We start from the raw sequence: 15,280 nt of genomic DNA, 5'->3' as shown, positions 1-15,280 counted from the left end.
TCGCCGTGGACCAGGCCTTCGATTCTGCCCGATCGTCGCGCCTTCGGCCGGGGCGCGGCTCAGTCCGGCAACACCAGCGACACGCAGAGGCCGCCATCTTCGCGGTTGAGCAGGGCGATGCGACCACCGTGCGCTTCGGCGATCTCGCGTGCGAGCGCCAGGCCGAGCCCCGTGCCGTTGCGCTTGGTCGAATAGAACGGCAGCAGCGCATTCGCCAGCACCGCCTCGTTCATGCCCGGTCCGCGATCGAGCACGTCGATCCGCCACCCGTCCGCCGCGCGGCGCAGTCCGACGGCGACCGCCGCGGGATCGCCATCGGCCTCGTGCGCATTGCGCAGCAGATTCAACAGCGCCTGTTCGACCTGGGCGGCGTCGAACGACGCGGTGAATGCATCGTCGATGGGACCGGCATCCACGAACGGCACCTGCGAACGCAGCTGGTCGAGAAACGCGCGCCAGCGGATCGGCTCGCGCCGCGGCGACGGGAGCTTGGCGAAATGCGCATATCCGCGGATGAAACCTTCCAGATGCCGCGCGCGTTCCTCGATCGTGCGCAGCGCATCCGGCAGTCGCGCGGTCTGGCCACGACGCAGCAGTTCTGCGCCGGAGTGCGCGAGCGAGGCGATCGGCGCCAGCGAGTTGTTGAGTTCGTGGCTGATCACGCGGATGACCTTCTTCCAGGTCTGCACTTCCTGGCGCCGCAGCTCGGTGGTCATCTGTCGCAGCAGCAGCAGTTCATGGCGTCGGCCGTTCAATCGGAAATGCCGGCGCGACAGGTGATGGATCTCTTCGGTCTCGCCATCGCCGATGGTGAACAGCCCATCGCCGCCGCGCGCGAACGCATCCGCGAGCGCGGGTGGCGCATCGGCGAGCAGCGCGGAGAACGCCTGGCCTTCCAGCTTGCGACCGCCACCGAGCGCACGACGCGCGGCGAGATTCGCGTGCACCACGCGATCGGCCGGATCGAGCAGCAGCATCGCGACTGGCGTGTTCTGCACCATCGTGTCGAGCAGCAGTTCGCGTTGCACCAGCGACAGACGCTGCGCGCGCAGGGTCTCGCCCAGCTCGTTGTGCGCGGCGACCAGTTCGCCGAGTGCGCCGCCGCCCTGCCACGACACGCCGAAGCCGTAGTCGCTGTCGCGATAGCTGGCCACGGTGCCGGCGAGCGCGCGGAACAGCGCACGTGACGGCGCGAACGCGCGCTGCAGTGACCAGACCAGCGATGGCAGTGCACACAGCGTGGCGCCGGCGACCGCGACCCATGGCGACCACCAGCGCAGCAGAAAGACGGCGAAACCCGCGCCCAGCGCGACGTGCGCCAGCGCGATCGCGATGACCACAGCCGTCAACGGCAGTCGCTGTTGCCAGCGCATGTCAGTCGCGACGGATGCCGAGGCGGTCGAGACGCCGGTACAGCGCCTGGCGCGACAGTCCGAGTTCAGTCGCGGCCTGTGCGAGCACGCCGCCGCTGCGCGCGAGTGCGGCTTCGATCTCCGCACGATCCGGTTCGTAGGCATCGACGTCGACTGCGACGACGGCTGCGGCCGGCAGCGCAAGATCACGGGCATCGATCTGCCCCTCGCGTGCCAGCAGTTCGGCACGCTGGATCACATTGCGCAGTTCGCGCACGTTGCCCGGCCAGCCGTGCTGCAGCAGCGCGCGCTCCGCGCCTGCCGACAATGGCTTGCGTCCATCGAGGAAGTGTCTGGCCAAAGGCAGGATGTCGCGTGGACGTTGCGCCAGTGGCGGCAGTCGCAGCTCGATGCCGTTGAGGCGGTAGTAGAGATCCTCGCGGAACCGGCCATCGGCGATCATCGCCGGCAGGTCGGCATTGGTCGCGCTGAGCACGCGTACCGACACACTGCGTTCGCGATTGCCGCCCAGGCGCTCGAAACGCCCGGTCTCGAGCACGCGCAGCAGCTTCACCTGCCCGGCGGGCGGGAGGGTGCCGACCTCGTCGAGAAACAGCGTGCCGCCATCGGCCGCTTCGAACTTGCCTTCGCGTGCCCGCGTCGCACCGGTGTAGGCGCCGGCCTCGGCGCCGAACAGTTCCGCTTCGACCAGATCATTGGGCAGCGCGCCGCAGTTGACCGCGACGAACGGACCGCCGCGCACATTCGAATTCGCGTGCAGGATCTCGGCGTACTTTTCCTTGCCGCTGCCGTTGGGACCGGTGATCAGCACCGGCAGCATCGAGGCGCTGATCTGCAGGGCCAGCGACAGCGTGGTTTCGCTGGCAGGGTCGTCCCAGACCAGACCACGCAGGTCGCGACCCTGCGCGAGTGCGTCGCGGCGGCGACGGTCATCGCGCGTGCGCGCATCCAGGGCCCGGCGCGTCGACGACAGTTCCAGCAGCGTGTTGACCGTCGCCAGCAGCTTGCCGTCGTCCCAGGGCTTGCCGAGGTAATCGGCGGCGCCGGAGCGGATCAGTTCGACCGCCGATTCCAGGCGCGTCCACGCGGTCAGCAGCACCACCGGCAGATCGGGATCGAAGCGACGGATCGCATGGAACAGGGCGATGCCCTCGTCGCCGGAGGTGGTGTCGGCGTGGAAGTTCATGTCCTGCACGACCAGATCGATGCCGCCCGCCTGCAGCCGGGCGATGCCGGCATCGGGTGTCGCCGCATGTTCGCAGGCGATGTCGTGCAGCGAGAACAGCATCTCCAGCGCGATGGCGACCGCGGGGTTGTCGTCGATGACGAGGATCGTGGGCATCAGGCGCTGGACATCCGGTGGGAACGTGCGTGATCGACAGACATGGTCGTCGCCGGCTGCACTGGACGCAACCGGCGACACGGGAGCGTGCGCAATCAGATGCTGCGCGTCGCGACGGCCGGCGGCACCGATGCCGCGCGCCTGGCCGGCCAGTACACCGCGATCTGCCCGAGCAGCCACAACGCCACAGCGCCGATCGGCAGATACATGAGCGGCAGACGGCCCAGCTCGTAGCGCGACATCAGCAACTGGTTGAGGCCGTAGGCCAGCAGCATGCCGAGCACGATGCCGATGGTCGCGAGCAGGAAGTTCTCGACCTGGAAGTAGCGCAGGATCTGCCCGCGCGTCGCACCGAGCGCGCGGCGGATGCCGATCTGCTTGTTGCGCTGCTGCACCCAGAAGCTGGCCAGGCCCACGATGCCGAGCGCGGTGACCACCAGCAGCGCGACGCACACCACGATCAGCAGCATCGCCATCGCGCGGTCCTCGCGGTAGTACTTCTCGCGCAGTTCGCTGAGCAGGTTGCTGTTGACGGTGACGCGATTGGGATCGATCTGCTTCAGCGCCGCTTCGGCGGCCGCCAGCACCTCACGTCGCTGCGACGGATCGGTACGCAGCAGATAATTCAGATTGGGCGATGCAACGCGCACCGGCATCAGCATCGTCGCGTTGCCCGGCCCCGAACTGTCGTTGGGCCGTGCCAGCGTCTCCACCACGCCCACGATCGGCATCGGCGCGTTGCCCCAGCTGTAGATGTGCTGGCCGACGGCGTCCTGGCCTGGAAACAGAGACGTTGCCATCGCCTGGTTGATGATCACTGCCGGCACCTTCGCGTCGTCGCCTCCGGCGTCGAGTGTGGTCATGTCCACGTACTCGTCGGCGTTGAACTTGCGCCCCGCCACCAGACGCAGCCCCATGGTGTCGAACAGGTCCTCGCTGCCCATGTAGGGCGACGAGACGAGGGTGTTGTCCACCTGGTCCGCCTTGAGCCGCACGCCGCTGGTCGAGCTGCTGTTGCCGTAAGGAATCTGCGTGGCGCTGGCCACGTGCTTCACGCCGGGAATCGCACGCAGCGCGGCCAGGTCCCGCGCTACGAAAGCGTCGAGGTCGGTGCTGCCATCGGTGTTCACGGTCGGCATCTGGAGATGCACGATCTCGTCCTCGGCTGCACCGCTGGGCCGGGACATGTGGTCGATACGGCGATCGATGAGGTAGATCGCATTGCAGATGATCGCGCAGGCCAGCGCGATCTCGACAACGATCAGCGTTGCCGCGGTCTTGTGCCGGCGCAGCGTCGAGAGAATGGGGCGGATGTCCATGGGGTCTCCGGTGTCTGCCGTCATGTCCGCGCAGGCGGGGATGACGGTGACGGGGTGTGGGATTCAGATCGGTTCGACGACGCGGGTCACTGCGACTTGAGCTGGATTGCCGGCGTGACCTGCATGGCGCGCCAGGCAGGCAGCAGGCCGGCGAGCAGGCTGGCGGTGACCGACAGGCCGAACGTCAGCAGCAGCATCGAGGCGTCGAGCCGCGCAAGTTCCGCGTAGGTGCTCGGGTTCTGGCGCACGGCCCACAGGCCGAGCAGTGCCAGCCCCAGCCCGCAGATGCCGCCCGCCACACCGATCGCACCCGCCTCGACCAGGACCTGAGCGAAGATCGCCCGGCGGGATGCGCCCAGCGCCCGGCGGACACCGATCTCCGACGCGCGCCGCAGGCTCTTGGCCAGCAGCAGACCGACGGTATTGACCAGACAGACCAGCAGGAATCCCAGTGCCAACCACACCTGCAGGCGCACGTCGCTCGGCACGACCTGGGCATGCTCCAGATGCGCGCGCACGTCGCGCAGGCGCACGTTGACCGGGCGCTCGAAGCGACCCGCTGTGCGCTGCTGCTCCGAGTAGGACTCCAGATAGTCGCGGTAGGCGGCTGCATCGCCGGGCGACTCCAGTTCCACCCAGTACTGCAGCCATGAGCAGGGTGCATTGAGCGCATTGGAATCGATGCCGCCCGATTCGCCCCAGCAGCTCATGCTGCCCATGCGCGCGAGCTTGGTGTCCATCGCCGCCGAGAAGGGCACGAACACCGATTCCAGCGACTCGAAACCGTCGAGGTTCAGGTCCCAGAACCGCGGTGTCGGCCGCCATGGTGCGAGCACGCCGATCACGCGGAATGCGCTGCCGCTCATGCGTAACGTTTTACCGGTGCTGTCGCCACCGCCGAACACGGTCTGGTTGGTCTCCTCGGAGATCACCACCACGCGCGCGCCCGCGGCGTCGTCTTCTTTCGTCCAGCCGCGTCCATAGGCCATCGGCGCGTCGAACATGTCGAAGAATTCCGACGAGCTGTAGCGCGCATCGGTGAAGAACGGGGCACGCGCGCCGTCCGGCTCGATCGCGACGAAGCCGCCGGTCATGAACGCCTGGCGCTTGCCGCGTGCCTCGCGCAGCAGGGTCTCCGAATCGAAGCGCGTCATGTTGCGGCTCGGCTCGCTGTCGGCGACGTAGCCATGCATGCTTTCGGGGTCGAGTTGCACGTTGAACAGACGATCGCTCTTCTCGGGAATCGGATCGCCCGACAGCACATGGAACACCGTCAGCGTGGTCATGCTGGCGCCGATACCCAGCGCGATTGCCAGCACCATCAGTGCGGTGAGCACCTTGCTGTTGCGGAAGCTGCGCAGCGCGAGCTGCAGGTAGTAACCGAACATGCCGGATCTCCTCAGGCGTCTGCGGGAACGCGCGATGCGGCCGCGGACGATGGCGACGCGTGCAGCGCCTGCAGATCGGTCGCCATGCCGTCGACGATGTGCACGTTGCGATGTGCGCGCGCCGCGAGCTCGGGATCGTGCGTGACCATCACGATCGTGGTGCCGCGTGCGTTGATGTCCTCCAGCAGCTCCAGCACGCTGCGCGCCATCTGCGAATCGAGGTTGCCCGTCGGTTCGTCGGCGAGCAGCAGGCGCGGGCTGCCGGCGAGTGCGCGTGCGATCGCCACGCGCTGCTGCTGACCGCCAGAGAGTTCGGCCGGAAAGTGCTTCATGCGCGAGCCCAGGCCGACCAGCGACAGCGATTCCTCGATGCGCAGGCGGCGATCAGCCGCGGCCATGCCGCGATAGCGCAGCGGCACGTCGACGTTGTCGAACAGGTTGAGATCGGGAATCAGGTTGAAGCCCTGGAAGATGAAACCGATCTTCTCGTTGCGCAGCTTCGAGCGCGCATCGTCATTGAGTCCGCGCACCTCGACCCCATCGATCCGGTACTCGCCGCCGGTGAAGGTTTCCAGCAGGCCGGCGATGTTGAGGAAGGTCGTCTTGCCCGAACCCGACGGTCCGGTGACGGCGACGAACTCGCCCTCGGCGACATGCAGATCGAGCGAGCGCAACGCGTGGGTTTCGACGAGTTCGGTGCGGTAGACCTTGGCGACCTGGCGCATGTCGAGCATGGGAATGTGTCCTGTGACGTGAACTGGAAAGAAGGAAGACGCGTCGCGATCAGCGGACGCGGAACAGGGTGGGCAGGCCGTGGTCGACGGTGCGCCGGCGTGCGCGTGCGAACGCAGGCATGCGCGTGCCGGTCGGGATGTCGGTGGGAATGCCGGCCTCGAACGCGGACGACAGCCGGCGCGGTACGGCGCTGGCGAGTTCGTCGGCGGTCCAGGCGACGGGAAACGGGCAATCGATGCGTGTGTGCATGATCAGAGTCCGGAGATGCGGATACGGTCCGCGTTGTCGAAGAGATCGGTGCCGGCGACGACGACGCGTTCGCCCGGCTGCAGGCCCTCGACGATTTCCACCGCCGACAGGCTGCTGGCGCCGGCCGTGATCGGCCTGCGCACCGCCGTGTTGCCATCCATCACGTACGCCGCGCTGCCGCCTTCCTGATCGAGGAAGGGCCCGCGCGCGACCATCAGCACGTCCTTGCGGGTGTCGAGCAGGATGCGCGCGGTCAGGCGCTGGCTCTGGCGCAGGCCCGGCGGCTGGCTGTTCTCGTCGAAGCGCAGGCGCGCGACGACTTCGCCATTGACGACCTCGGGCGAGACCGCGGAGACCTTCGCCGGATACGTCGTGCCGACGCTGCGCAGTTCGGCCGGCATGCCGATTTCGAGATCGCGCGCGAAGCTTTCCGGCACCCTGATCTCGACCTCGAAGACCGACAGATCGACGACCGACAGCACCGGCGCGTTCGCGGCGACGTTGCTGCTCTGCACGGCCTGCACCTGGCCGACGATGCCGTCGAACGGCGCGCGCAGCGTCAGCGCGTCGACCTGGCGACGCACTTCCGTCACCACACTGCGCTGGCGGTCGGCGACGAGTTGCTTGTTGCGCGTGTCCAGCCCCGCACCGCGGCCCTGCAGGCCGAGATCCTCGGTGGCCGATGCCACACCGATTTCGGTCTTCTGCAGCGTGTCCTGCGCGCGTGCCAGATCGACCTGCGCCACCGCGCCACCTTCATAGGCGCGCTGGTAGCGCTGCAGATCGCGCTCCGCCGCGGTGCGGTCGATCTGCGCCTGGTCGAGGACCTTGCGCGCTTCGGCCTGTCGCAGTTGCGCATCGAGCCCGGCGCGGCTGGCTTCGGCCTCGTAGCCCGCCAGCGTGGCCTCCTCCTGCGCCAGCTTGCTGCGCAGCTCCGGGCTGTCGATCTCGGCGAGCGCCTGGCCTTTCTCGACGCGATCGCCAGCAACGACTTTCAGGGTGAGCATGCCGCCGGAGATCGCATACAGGGTGGGACTGTTGGCGGCGATGACCCGGCCCTCGGCCGCGATGTCGCGGACCAGATCGCCGCGGGTGACTTCAGCGAAGCGCAGACGCTGCGCATCGACGGACTGGGCGCCGGACGCCCAGCCGCTGAGCAACCACGCGACGGCGCCGATCAACAGCACACCCGCGATGCCACCGATCAGCCACGGGCGGCGGCGCGATGTGTTCGAGCGCGTGTGGACGGTGTCCTGCCCGGTGGTGTCGCGGATGCCGGCGGGGCGGGGCGTTGGACGGGGAGCGGTGTCGGACATGCGGTTGATCTCGTGCGGATACGGCAGTTAAAGCAGGCTTCGTGCCAACTTCAGGCCATTGATTTTCAACGGGATTTATCACTGCCGCTGGCGTCCGCGCGCTGTCCGGACGTCCGGCGCCGGACGGCCGTGCGCGCAGAATGGCTGCGGAGACCCGGGCTCCCATGGCATCGATTGCCGGGGCTCGCTTTCGCCAGAGGTCCTGTTCTGCCGGCAGGCAGTCAGCCGGATTCCTCCCTGCACAGCCACATGAGCGGGCACTGCAGGGGGCGCTTCCGGAACGGCGGTATTACCGGCTCGATGCGTCATGCGCTGAACGCCCTGAGGATCGCCACGGGGCGACGGCCGGCAGCGCCGCTAGAATGGCGATCCCAACAGACAGGAGCAGGCCGGATGTGCGGAATCGTCGGTGCGATCGCGGACCGTGATGTGGTGCCCGTGCTCGTCGAGGGTCTCAAGCGGCTGGAGTATCGCGGCTACGATTCGGCCGGCATTGCGGTCGTGGTCGATGGCACGGTCCGCCGCGTGCGTCGCACGGGCCGAGTCGCTGAAATGGAAGGCGCTGCGCGTGCCGACGGCCTGCAGGCCCGTCTGGGCATCGGTCATACGCGCTGGGCCACGCACGGCGGGGTGACCGAAACCAATGCCCATCCGCACATCAGCCACGACAGTCTGGCGCTGGTGCACAACGGCATCATCGAGAACCACGAGGCCCAGCGCGAGCGGCTGACGCAGCTGGGCTACGTGTTCGAGTCGCAGACCGATACCGAAGTCATCGCGCATCTGATCCACCATCACCAGTCGCAGGGTCTCGACCTGCTGGCGGCGCTGCAGGCGGCGGTCACCGAGCTCGAAGGCGCGTACGCACTGGCGGTGATCGACAAGGGCGATCCCGACCGCATGGTCGTCGCGCGGATGGGTTGTCCGCTGCTGGTAGGCCTGGGCGAGGGCGAGAACTTCGTTGCATCCGATGTGTCCGCGATCCTGCAGGCGACGCGCCGCGTGATCTTCCTCGAGGAAGGCGACACCGCGGTGCTGACCCGTGACGGCGTCCAGGTCTTCGACGGCGCAGGCGCCCCCATCGTGCGCGACGAGCATCTGTCCGATGTGTCGTTGGCGTCACTGGAGCTCGGCCCGTACCGGCACTTCATGCAGAAGGAGATCCACGAGCAGCCGCGCGCGCTGGCCGACACCGTCGAGGCGATCATCGACGCGGCAGCGTTCGAGCCGACGCTGTTCGGCAAGGACGCCGGCGATGTGCTGCGCGAAGTCGAAGGCGTGCAGATCCTCGCCTGCGGCACCAGCTTCTATGCGGGTTCCGTCGCGCGTTACTGGATCGAAGCGATCAGCGGCCTGCCGTGTTCGGTCGAGATCGCCAGCGAATACCGCTATCGCAGCGCGGTCGCCAATCCAAAACATCTGATCGTCACGATTTCCCAGTCGGGCGAAACGCTCGACACGATGGAAGCGCTCAAGTACGCCAAGTCACTCGGGCATACGCGCACGCTGTCGATCTGCAACGTGCCCGAGAGCGCGATCCCGCGTGCCAGCGGTCTGGTGTTCTATACCCGCGCCGGTGCCGAGATCGGCGTGGCGTCGACGAAGGCGTTCACCACGCAGCTCGTCGGCCTGTTCGCGCTTGCGGTCACGCTGGCCAAGCTCAATGGTCGCCTGGGTGCAGAGCAGGAGGCCGCCTACATCGAGGATCTGCGCCAGCTGCCGGGCAGCGTGCAGCACGCGCTGAATCTCGAGCCGCAGATCACCTCCTGGGCCGAGAAGTTCACGCCCAAGCACCATGCGCTGTTCCTGGGGCGGGGCGTGCATTACCCGATCGCGCTGGAGGGTGCGCTCAAGCTCAAGGAGATCTCCTACATCCACGCCGAGGCGTATCCGGCCGGTGAGCTCAAGCACGGCCCGCTGGCGCTGGTGGATGCGGAGATGCCCGTGGTCGTGATCGCGCCGAAGGACGCACTGCTGGAGAAGGTGAAGTCGAACATGCAGGAAGTGCGCGCACGCGGCGGCGAGCTGTTCGTGTTCACCGATGCCGACAGCAACTTCGGTCCGTCCGAAGGCGTGCATGTCATCCGCACATCGCGTCACGTGGGGGTGCTGAGCCCCATCGTGCACACGATTCCGGTGCAGCTGCTCGCCTACCACACGGCGCTGGCGCGAGGCACCGATGTCGACAAGCCACGCAACCTCGCCAAGTCGGTGACGGTCGAATAGTCGCCGGGCCGATTCCTCCCGACGAATTGATACGATTGCCGCCCCGCGCGGGCCTATAGCTCAATGGTTAGAGCAGAGGACTCATAATCCTTTGGTTCCAGGTTCGAGTCCTGGTGGGCCCACCAGCCGGGTGATGTGTGCGTTCCGCCTGCTGCGCGATGCACCCGCGCAATGCGCCGCGTGGCGGCTTGAACGGTGCGCGCGGCTACGGGTTTCGCAGGAACCTTACAACTCGCCCGTTACATTGTTTCGGACCTGAATACGATCCGGTGGGTTCTCGGTGCGACGACGCGACATGCTGGCAACCGCTCTGGCGGTGCCGTTGCTGGGGGGCCTCTGGCCGCGGCTGGCGGCTGCCGCCGCCGGTGCCGACGGCACGGTTTTCGACGATGACACGGTGCCGCGCCTGGCGCGTGCGCTGTCGGCGCGGGCCTACGGTGCGCCGTCCACAGCGCTGCCTGCCGTGCTGGCCGGCGCGGATTACGACCAGTACCGCGACCTGCGCTATCGCACCGACCAGGCGCTGTGGCGTGATCTGCCGGACGTGGGGTTCCAGGCCCAGTTCTTCCACCGCGGCTTCCTGTTCAAGCCGCGCGTGGACATCCATGTCGTGGACGACGGGCAGGCGCGCGCCGTGCCGTTCTCGACCGCGCTGTTCGACTACAGCCCCAATCGCGCGCCCGAGCTGGATGCGGACACCGGTTTCGCCGGCTTCCGCCTGCATGCGCCGTTGAACGGCCCCGATTACTTCGACGAGCTGTGCGTCTTCCTGGGCGCAAGCTATTTCCGCGCCGTCGCCCGCGGGCTTGCCTACGGCCTGTCAGCGCGCGGTCTGGCGCTGGGCAGTGGCGATCCGGCTCCCGAGGAGTTTCCGGTGTTCCGCGCGTTCTGGCTGCACCAGCCGGCGCCGGGCGCCGATTCGATCGTGGTCGACGCATTGCTGGACGGCCCCAGCGTCGCAGGCGCGTACCGGTTCCGGATCCGTCCGGGCGACGACACGGTGTTCGAGGTCGACGCCCGGCTGTTCCCGCGCGTGGCGATCGACAATGCAGGCATCGCGCCGTTGACGAGCATGTACCAGTTCGATTCCGCCGACCGCACCGGCATCGACGATTACCGCCCGGCGGTGCACGACTCCGACGGTCTGGGCATGCTGACCGGCGTCGGCGAGCAGGTCTGGCGGCCGCTGCACAATCCGGGTGCGATCCAGCACAGCGGCTTCCAGGACCAGTCCCCCAAGGGATTCGGACTGATGCAGCGCAAGCGTGCATTCGAGGACTTCCAGGATGCGGAGGCCGCGTACGAGCGGCGGCCGTCCGCCTGGATCGAGCCGCTCGACGATTGGGGCGCGGGCGAAGTGCATCTGGTCGAGATTCCGACCGGTGACGAATACCACGACAACATCGTCGCCTTCTGGCGGCCGGCCGAGCCGCTGCAGGCAGGCCGCGAAAGCCGCTGGCGCTATCGCCTGCACTGGACTGCGACCCATCTGTGGACGCCCACGCTGGCCCACGTGGTGGCGACGCGGATGGGGGCGAAGCCGGGTGAGGATGATCCGGTGCGCCTGCTGGTCGTCGATTTCGACGGCGGCCCTGCAGTGGACGCGCCGGGTGTCGAGGTCGTCTCGACCACCGGGACGGTCGAGCACGCCGTCGTGCACGCACGTCCTGACGGGGGCTGGCGTGCCGGCTTCGAATTCACGCCCGACGGGCGCACCAGCAGCGAATTGCGGTTGCGCCTGGTCGACCGGGGTGCAGCGGTGTCGGAAACCTGGGTCTACCGGTGGAGCGCATGAGCGTCGTCGATCGCCCGGCCATGCCCGCGACATCGCTGCTGCAGATGCCGATCCAGTCGCTGCGCGAAGGGCAACTGACCAGGCGCCCGCTGCCCAGCGCACCGACCGGCATGGCCTGGCGGCGCGCTTTCATCGTGACGACCGCAGCGGTGCTGACGATCTTCGCGACCTACCAGATCTGGTGGCTGCTGCGCATCGGCGGCATCGATCTGCTCGAGGGCCTGCTGCTGCTGGTCTTCATTCCGCTGTTCGCGTGGATCGTGCAGTCGTTCGCAAGCTCGCTCGCCGGCTTCGTGCTCGTGCTGATGAAGCGGCCGGCGCGGCTCGGCATCGACCCGCAGGCGCCGCTGCCGACGCTTTCGGTGCGCACCGCGCTGTTGATGCCGACCTACAACGAGGATCCCGAGCGTCTGCTTGCCGGACTGCAGGCGATCATCGAATCGTTGCAGGCGACCGGGCGCGGCGATCATTTCGATCTGTTCGTGCTCAGCGATACGCGTGACGCGGACATCCAGCGGCGCGAAGTGGTCGCCTTCGAGCGTCTCTGTGCGGCGATGCCACAGGCGCGGCTCTACTACCGGTTGCGCGAGGACAATCACGAGCGCAAGGCCGGCAACATCGCCGACTGGGTGCGACGCTGGGGTGGCGCGTATCCGCAGTTCCTGATCCTCGATGCCGACAGCCTGATGACCGGCGACACGCTGGTGCGGCTGGCGGCGGCGATGGAAGCCAACGACGACGTCGCCCTCGTGCAGACGCTGCCGGTGATCGTCAACGGCGCGACGGTGTTCGCGCGCATGCAGGAATTTTCCGGCCGCATGTACGGGCCGGTGATCGCCCACGGCGTGGCCTGGTGGCACGGCGCGGAGAGCAACTACTGGGGCCACAACGCGCTGATCCGCACCGCCGCGTTCGCCGCGCATGGCGGACTGCCCGAGCTGCAGGGCACCACGCCGTTCCGCGGCGCTGTGCTGAGCCACGACTTCGTCGAAGCCGCGCTGATCCGGCGCGGCGGCTGGGCGCTGCACATGGTGCCGACGCTGGAAGGCAGCTACGAAGAAGGTCCGCCGACGCTGACCGACATGCTGGTGCGCGACCGCCGCTGGTGCCAGGGCAATCTGCAGCATGGCGGCGTGCTGCCGGCGCGCGGCCTGCATTGGGTCAGCCGCTGGCATCTGCTGATCGGCATCGGTCATTACCTCACCGCGCCGCTGTGGGCGATGCTTGTGCTGATCGGTCTGGCCGTGCCGCTGCAGCACGGTGCGTTCACCGAAGGCATGTCACCGGCGCAGTACTGGATGGCGATCGACGACGGACGCTTCCTCGGCGTGTTCGTGCTGACGATGTCGATGCTGTTCGCGCCCAAGATCCTGGGCTACATCGCGACCATGGTCGATGCGCGCATGCGACGCGGCGCGGGCGGCGCGTTGCGCGGCTTCGTCAGCCTGTTGATCGAGAACGTGCTCGCCGCACTGATGGCGCCGATCACGATGTACGTGCAGTCGCGCGGCGTGGCCGAAGTGCTGGCGGGCCGCGACTCGGGCTGGGATGCGCAGCGTCGCGACGACGGTCGTCAGACCTGGGGCGATCTGTGGCGCAACTATCGCGGCACCACGTTGCTGGGGGTGCTCATGGGCGTGGGGGCGTGGATGATGTCGCCGGGCCTCGCCCTGTGGATGTCGCCGATGATCATCGGCCTGGTCGGTTCGATTCCGATCGTACGGCTCACGTCGTCGCGTCGCGTCGGCCTGGCGCTGCGTCGCGCAGGCCTGTTCTCCACGCCCGAAGAGCATGCGCCGCCCGACGTGCTCGTGCGCGCGGCAGCGTTGCGCATCGAGGCGCATCCACCTGAAAGTGCGACGTCTTCGCCAGTGGCGCACGGCTAGGGCCCAGGACGGAGCGCTTACACTGGCGGCTCCGACCATTTCCAGATGCCGCATGGATTCCAAGACGCCCGCACTGCTCGACTGCATCGAACGCGAAACCGGCCCCGCGCCGGCCTGGAGTGTGATCTGGCTGCACGGCCTGGGTGCCGACGCCAACGATTTCGTGCCGCTGGTCCCCGAGCTCCTGCGCAGGCACTGGCCGGCGATCCGCTTCGTGTTTCCGAATGCGCCGGTGCGCGCGGTGACGATCAACAACGGCGTGCGCATGCGCGCCTGGTACGACATCGTCGACTTCGATCTGGCCAACCGCGCCGATGAAACCGGCGTGCTCGAATCGGTGGCGCAGATCGACGCGCTGATCGATCGCGAAGCGGCGCGTGGCATTCCGGCATCGCGGGTGATCCTTGCGGGCTTCTCGCAGGGCGGCGCGGTGACGCTGGCCGCGGGGCTGCGGCGTCATCAGCCGTTGGCTGGCCTGGTCGCGCTGTCGACCTATCTGCCTGCGGCACGCAATGCGCATGCCGCGCTCGTCGATGGCGCCGCACGCCAGCCGGTCTTCATGGCGCACGGCACGCAGGATCCAGTGGTGCCGCTGTCGGCAGGCACGCAGAGCGCGGAGTGGCTGCGACGCAGCGGTTTCGACGTGGAGTGGCATACGTATCCGATGCCGCATTCGGTATGCGCCGAAGAGATCACGGCGCTCGGCGACTGGCTCGAAGGCCGGTTCAAGACCGGCTGAGGCGCTCACGCCCGCAGTGCCGCTTGGCGTGGGCGGACTGTCCCGCGCGGGCGCTGCAGGCGACGCCCCGGCATTGACGCCGCCGCCGCGGCTGGCCTCATGGTCGCCATGCGTGCACCATCGGGGCTGCCGGTGCCGATGGACGGCGCCGTACCGGTCACGGGAGGATGCACGCCATGAAGGTGGTGATCGCCGACGACGAACCCCTGGCGCGCGAGCGTCTGCGCGCGCTGCTGTCGCATCACGCGGATGTCGAAGTGGTGGCCGAGGCCGGCGACGGGCGGGCGGCGCTCGAAGCCTGCGCCGTACACGATCCCGCGCTGGTGCTGCTCGACATCGCGATGCCGGGCATGGACGGGCTCGAAGTTGCGCGCCATCTCAGTGCATTCGAGCCACGACCGGCCCTGGTGTTCTGTACCGCCTACGACGCGCATGCGCTGAAGGCCTTCGAGGCTGCGGCAGTCGACTATCTGGTGAAGCCCGTGCGGCCCGAGCGGCTGCAGGTGGCGATCGATCGCGCGCGTGCCTTCACCGCCGGCCGCCACATCGCCGGAGAGACGGGCAACGACAAGCGACGCACGCACCTGTGTGCGCGCTTGCGCGGCAGCCTGCGCCTGATTCCGATCGAGGACATCCGCTACCTCCAGGCCGACGAGAAATACGTGGTCGTGCACCACGCGCGGGGCGAGGATCTGCTGGAGGAATCGCTGAAGGCGCTGGAGGACGAATTCGGCGATCGCTTCCTGCGCATCCACCGCAACTGTCTGGTGGCGCGTCACGAACTGCTCGAGCTGCGGCGTGATCCCGACGGCCATGTCCACGCCGTGCTCCGCCATGGCGACCGTCCGCTGGAGGTCAGCCGCCGCTGCGCCCCGCAGTTGCGTGACGCGGTGCGCCAGCTCTGAGGGCGGT

General features: G+C 68.0%; 12 protein-coding genes and 1 tRNA gene. 6 read left to right on the top strand and 7 right to left on the bottom strand.

Annotation, left to right across the window (positions count from 1 at the left end; translation table 11 throughout):
• Nucleotides 1-59: 59 nt before the first annotated feature.
• The 7 genes from AC3A4E_RS15555 to AC3A4E_RS15525 all read right to left on the bottom strand — a co-directional run bounded on the left by AC3A4E_RS15555 (nucleotide 60) and on the right by AC3A4E_RS15525 (nucleotide 7,722).
• A complete protein-coding gene (locus AC3A4E_RS15555) occupies nucleotides 60-1,373 on the bottom strand; it encodes a sensor histidine kinase (RefSeq protein WP_487632390.1) in 1,314 nt (437 codons plus the stop codon).
• A 1-nt stretch (nucleotide 1,374) separates the two neighbouring features.
• A complete protein-coding gene (locus AC3A4E_RS15550; RefSeq protein WP_487632389.1) occupies nucleotides 1,375-2,715 on the bottom strand; it encodes a sigma-54-dependent transcriptional regulator in 1,341 nt (446 codons plus the stop codon).
• A gap of 95 nt (nucleotides 2,716-2,810) precedes the next feature.
• A complete protein-coding gene (locus tag AC3A4E_RS15545) occupies nucleotides 2,811-4,034 on the bottom strand; it encodes an ABC transporter permease (protein ID WP_487632388.1) in 1,224 nt (407 codons plus the stop codon).
• Nucleotides 4,035-4,120: 86 nt separating this feature from the next.
• A complete protein-coding gene (locus AC3A4E_RS15540) occupies nucleotides 4,121-5,422 on the bottom strand; it encodes an ABC transporter permease (protein ID WP_487632387.1) in 1,302 nt (433 codons plus the stop codon).
• Between the two features lie 11 nt (nucleotides 5,423-5,433).
• Nucleotides 5,434-6,156, bottom strand: coding sequence for an ABC transporter ATP-binding protein (locus AC3A4E_RS15535; protein ID WP_487632386.1), 723 nt, complete (start codon nucleotides 6,154-6,156; stop codon nucleotides 5,434-5,436).
• A gap of 49 nt (nucleotides 6,157-6,205) precedes the next feature.
• Nucleotides 6,206-6,406: a hypothetical protein gene (locus tag AC3A4E_RS15530; RefSeq protein WP_487632385.1), complete on the bottom strand. Its 201-nt coding sequence runs from the start codon at nucleotides 6,404-6,406 to the stop codon at nucleotides 6,206-6,208.
• A gap of 2 nt (nucleotides 6,407-6,408) precedes the next feature.
• Nucleotides 6,409-7,722: an efflux RND transporter periplasmic adaptor subunit gene (locus AC3A4E_RS15525; RefSeq protein ID WP_487632384.1), complete on the bottom strand. Its 1,314-nt coding sequence runs from the start codon at nucleotides 7,720-7,722 to the stop codon at nucleotides 6,409-6,411.
• A gap of 393 nt (nucleotides 7,723-8,115) precedes the next feature.
• Between AC3A4E_RS15525 and glmS the strand changes: the two genes are divergently transcribed.
• The 6 genes from glmS to AC3A4E_RS15495 all read left to right on the top strand — a co-directional run bounded on the left by glmS (nucleotide 8,116) and on the right by AC3A4E_RS15495 (nucleotide 15,273).
• Nucleotides 8,116-9,948, top strand: a complete 1,833-nt coding sequence (gene glmS, locus AC3A4E_RS15520; protein WP_487632383.1) for a glutamine--fructose-6-phosphate transaminase (isomerizing) — start codon at nucleotides 8,116-8,118, stop codon at nucleotides 9,946-9,948.
• A gap of 49 nt (nucleotides 9,949-9,997) precedes the next feature.
• Nucleotides 9,998-10,073: transfer RNA gene (locus tag AC3A4E_RS15515), tRNA-Ile, on the top strand.
• Nucleotides 10,074-10,243: 170 nt separating this feature from the next.
• Nucleotides 10,244-11,743 carry an OpgD/OpgG family glucan biosynthesis protein gene (locus AC3A4E_RS15510; RefSeq protein ID WP_487632382.1) on the top strand — a complete coding sequence of 500 codons (1,500 nt, stop codon included), beginning with the start codon at nucleotides 10,244-10,246 and terminating at the stop codon, nucleotides 11,741-11,743.
• Nucleotides 11,740-13,629: a glucans biosynthesis glucosyltransferase MdoH gene (gene mdoH, locus AC3A4E_RS15505; protein WP_487632381.1), complete on the top strand. Its 1,890-nt coding sequence runs from the start codon at nucleotides 11,740-11,742 to the stop codon at nucleotides 13,627-13,629. The genes AC3A4E_RS15510 and mdoH overlap by 4 nt, the downstream gene beginning before the upstream one ends.
• Before the next feature lie 52 nt (nucleotides 13,630-13,681).
• Nucleotides 13,682-14,368 (top strand): alpha/beta hydrolase, encoded by a 687-nt coding sequence (locus tag AC3A4E_RS15500; RefSeq protein ID WP_487632380.1) that lies wholly within the window; start codon nucleotides 13,682-13,684, stop codon nucleotides 14,366-14,368.
• 176 nt (nucleotides 14,369-14,544) lie between these two features.
• Nucleotides 14,545-15,273 carry a LytR/AlgR family response regulator transcription factor gene (locus AC3A4E_RS15495; protein WP_487632379.1) on the top strand — a complete coding sequence of 243 codons (729 nt, stop codon included), beginning with the start codon at nucleotides 14,545-14,547 and terminating at the stop codon, nucleotides 15,271-15,273.
• Nucleotides 15,274-15,280: the final 7 nt, after the last annotated feature.

The organism is Luteimonas sp. Soil_N_1, assembly GCF_057656255.1.
Note: the sequence above shows the minus strand (reverse complement) of the source record. Positions and strands in the feature narration are given on the sequence as shown.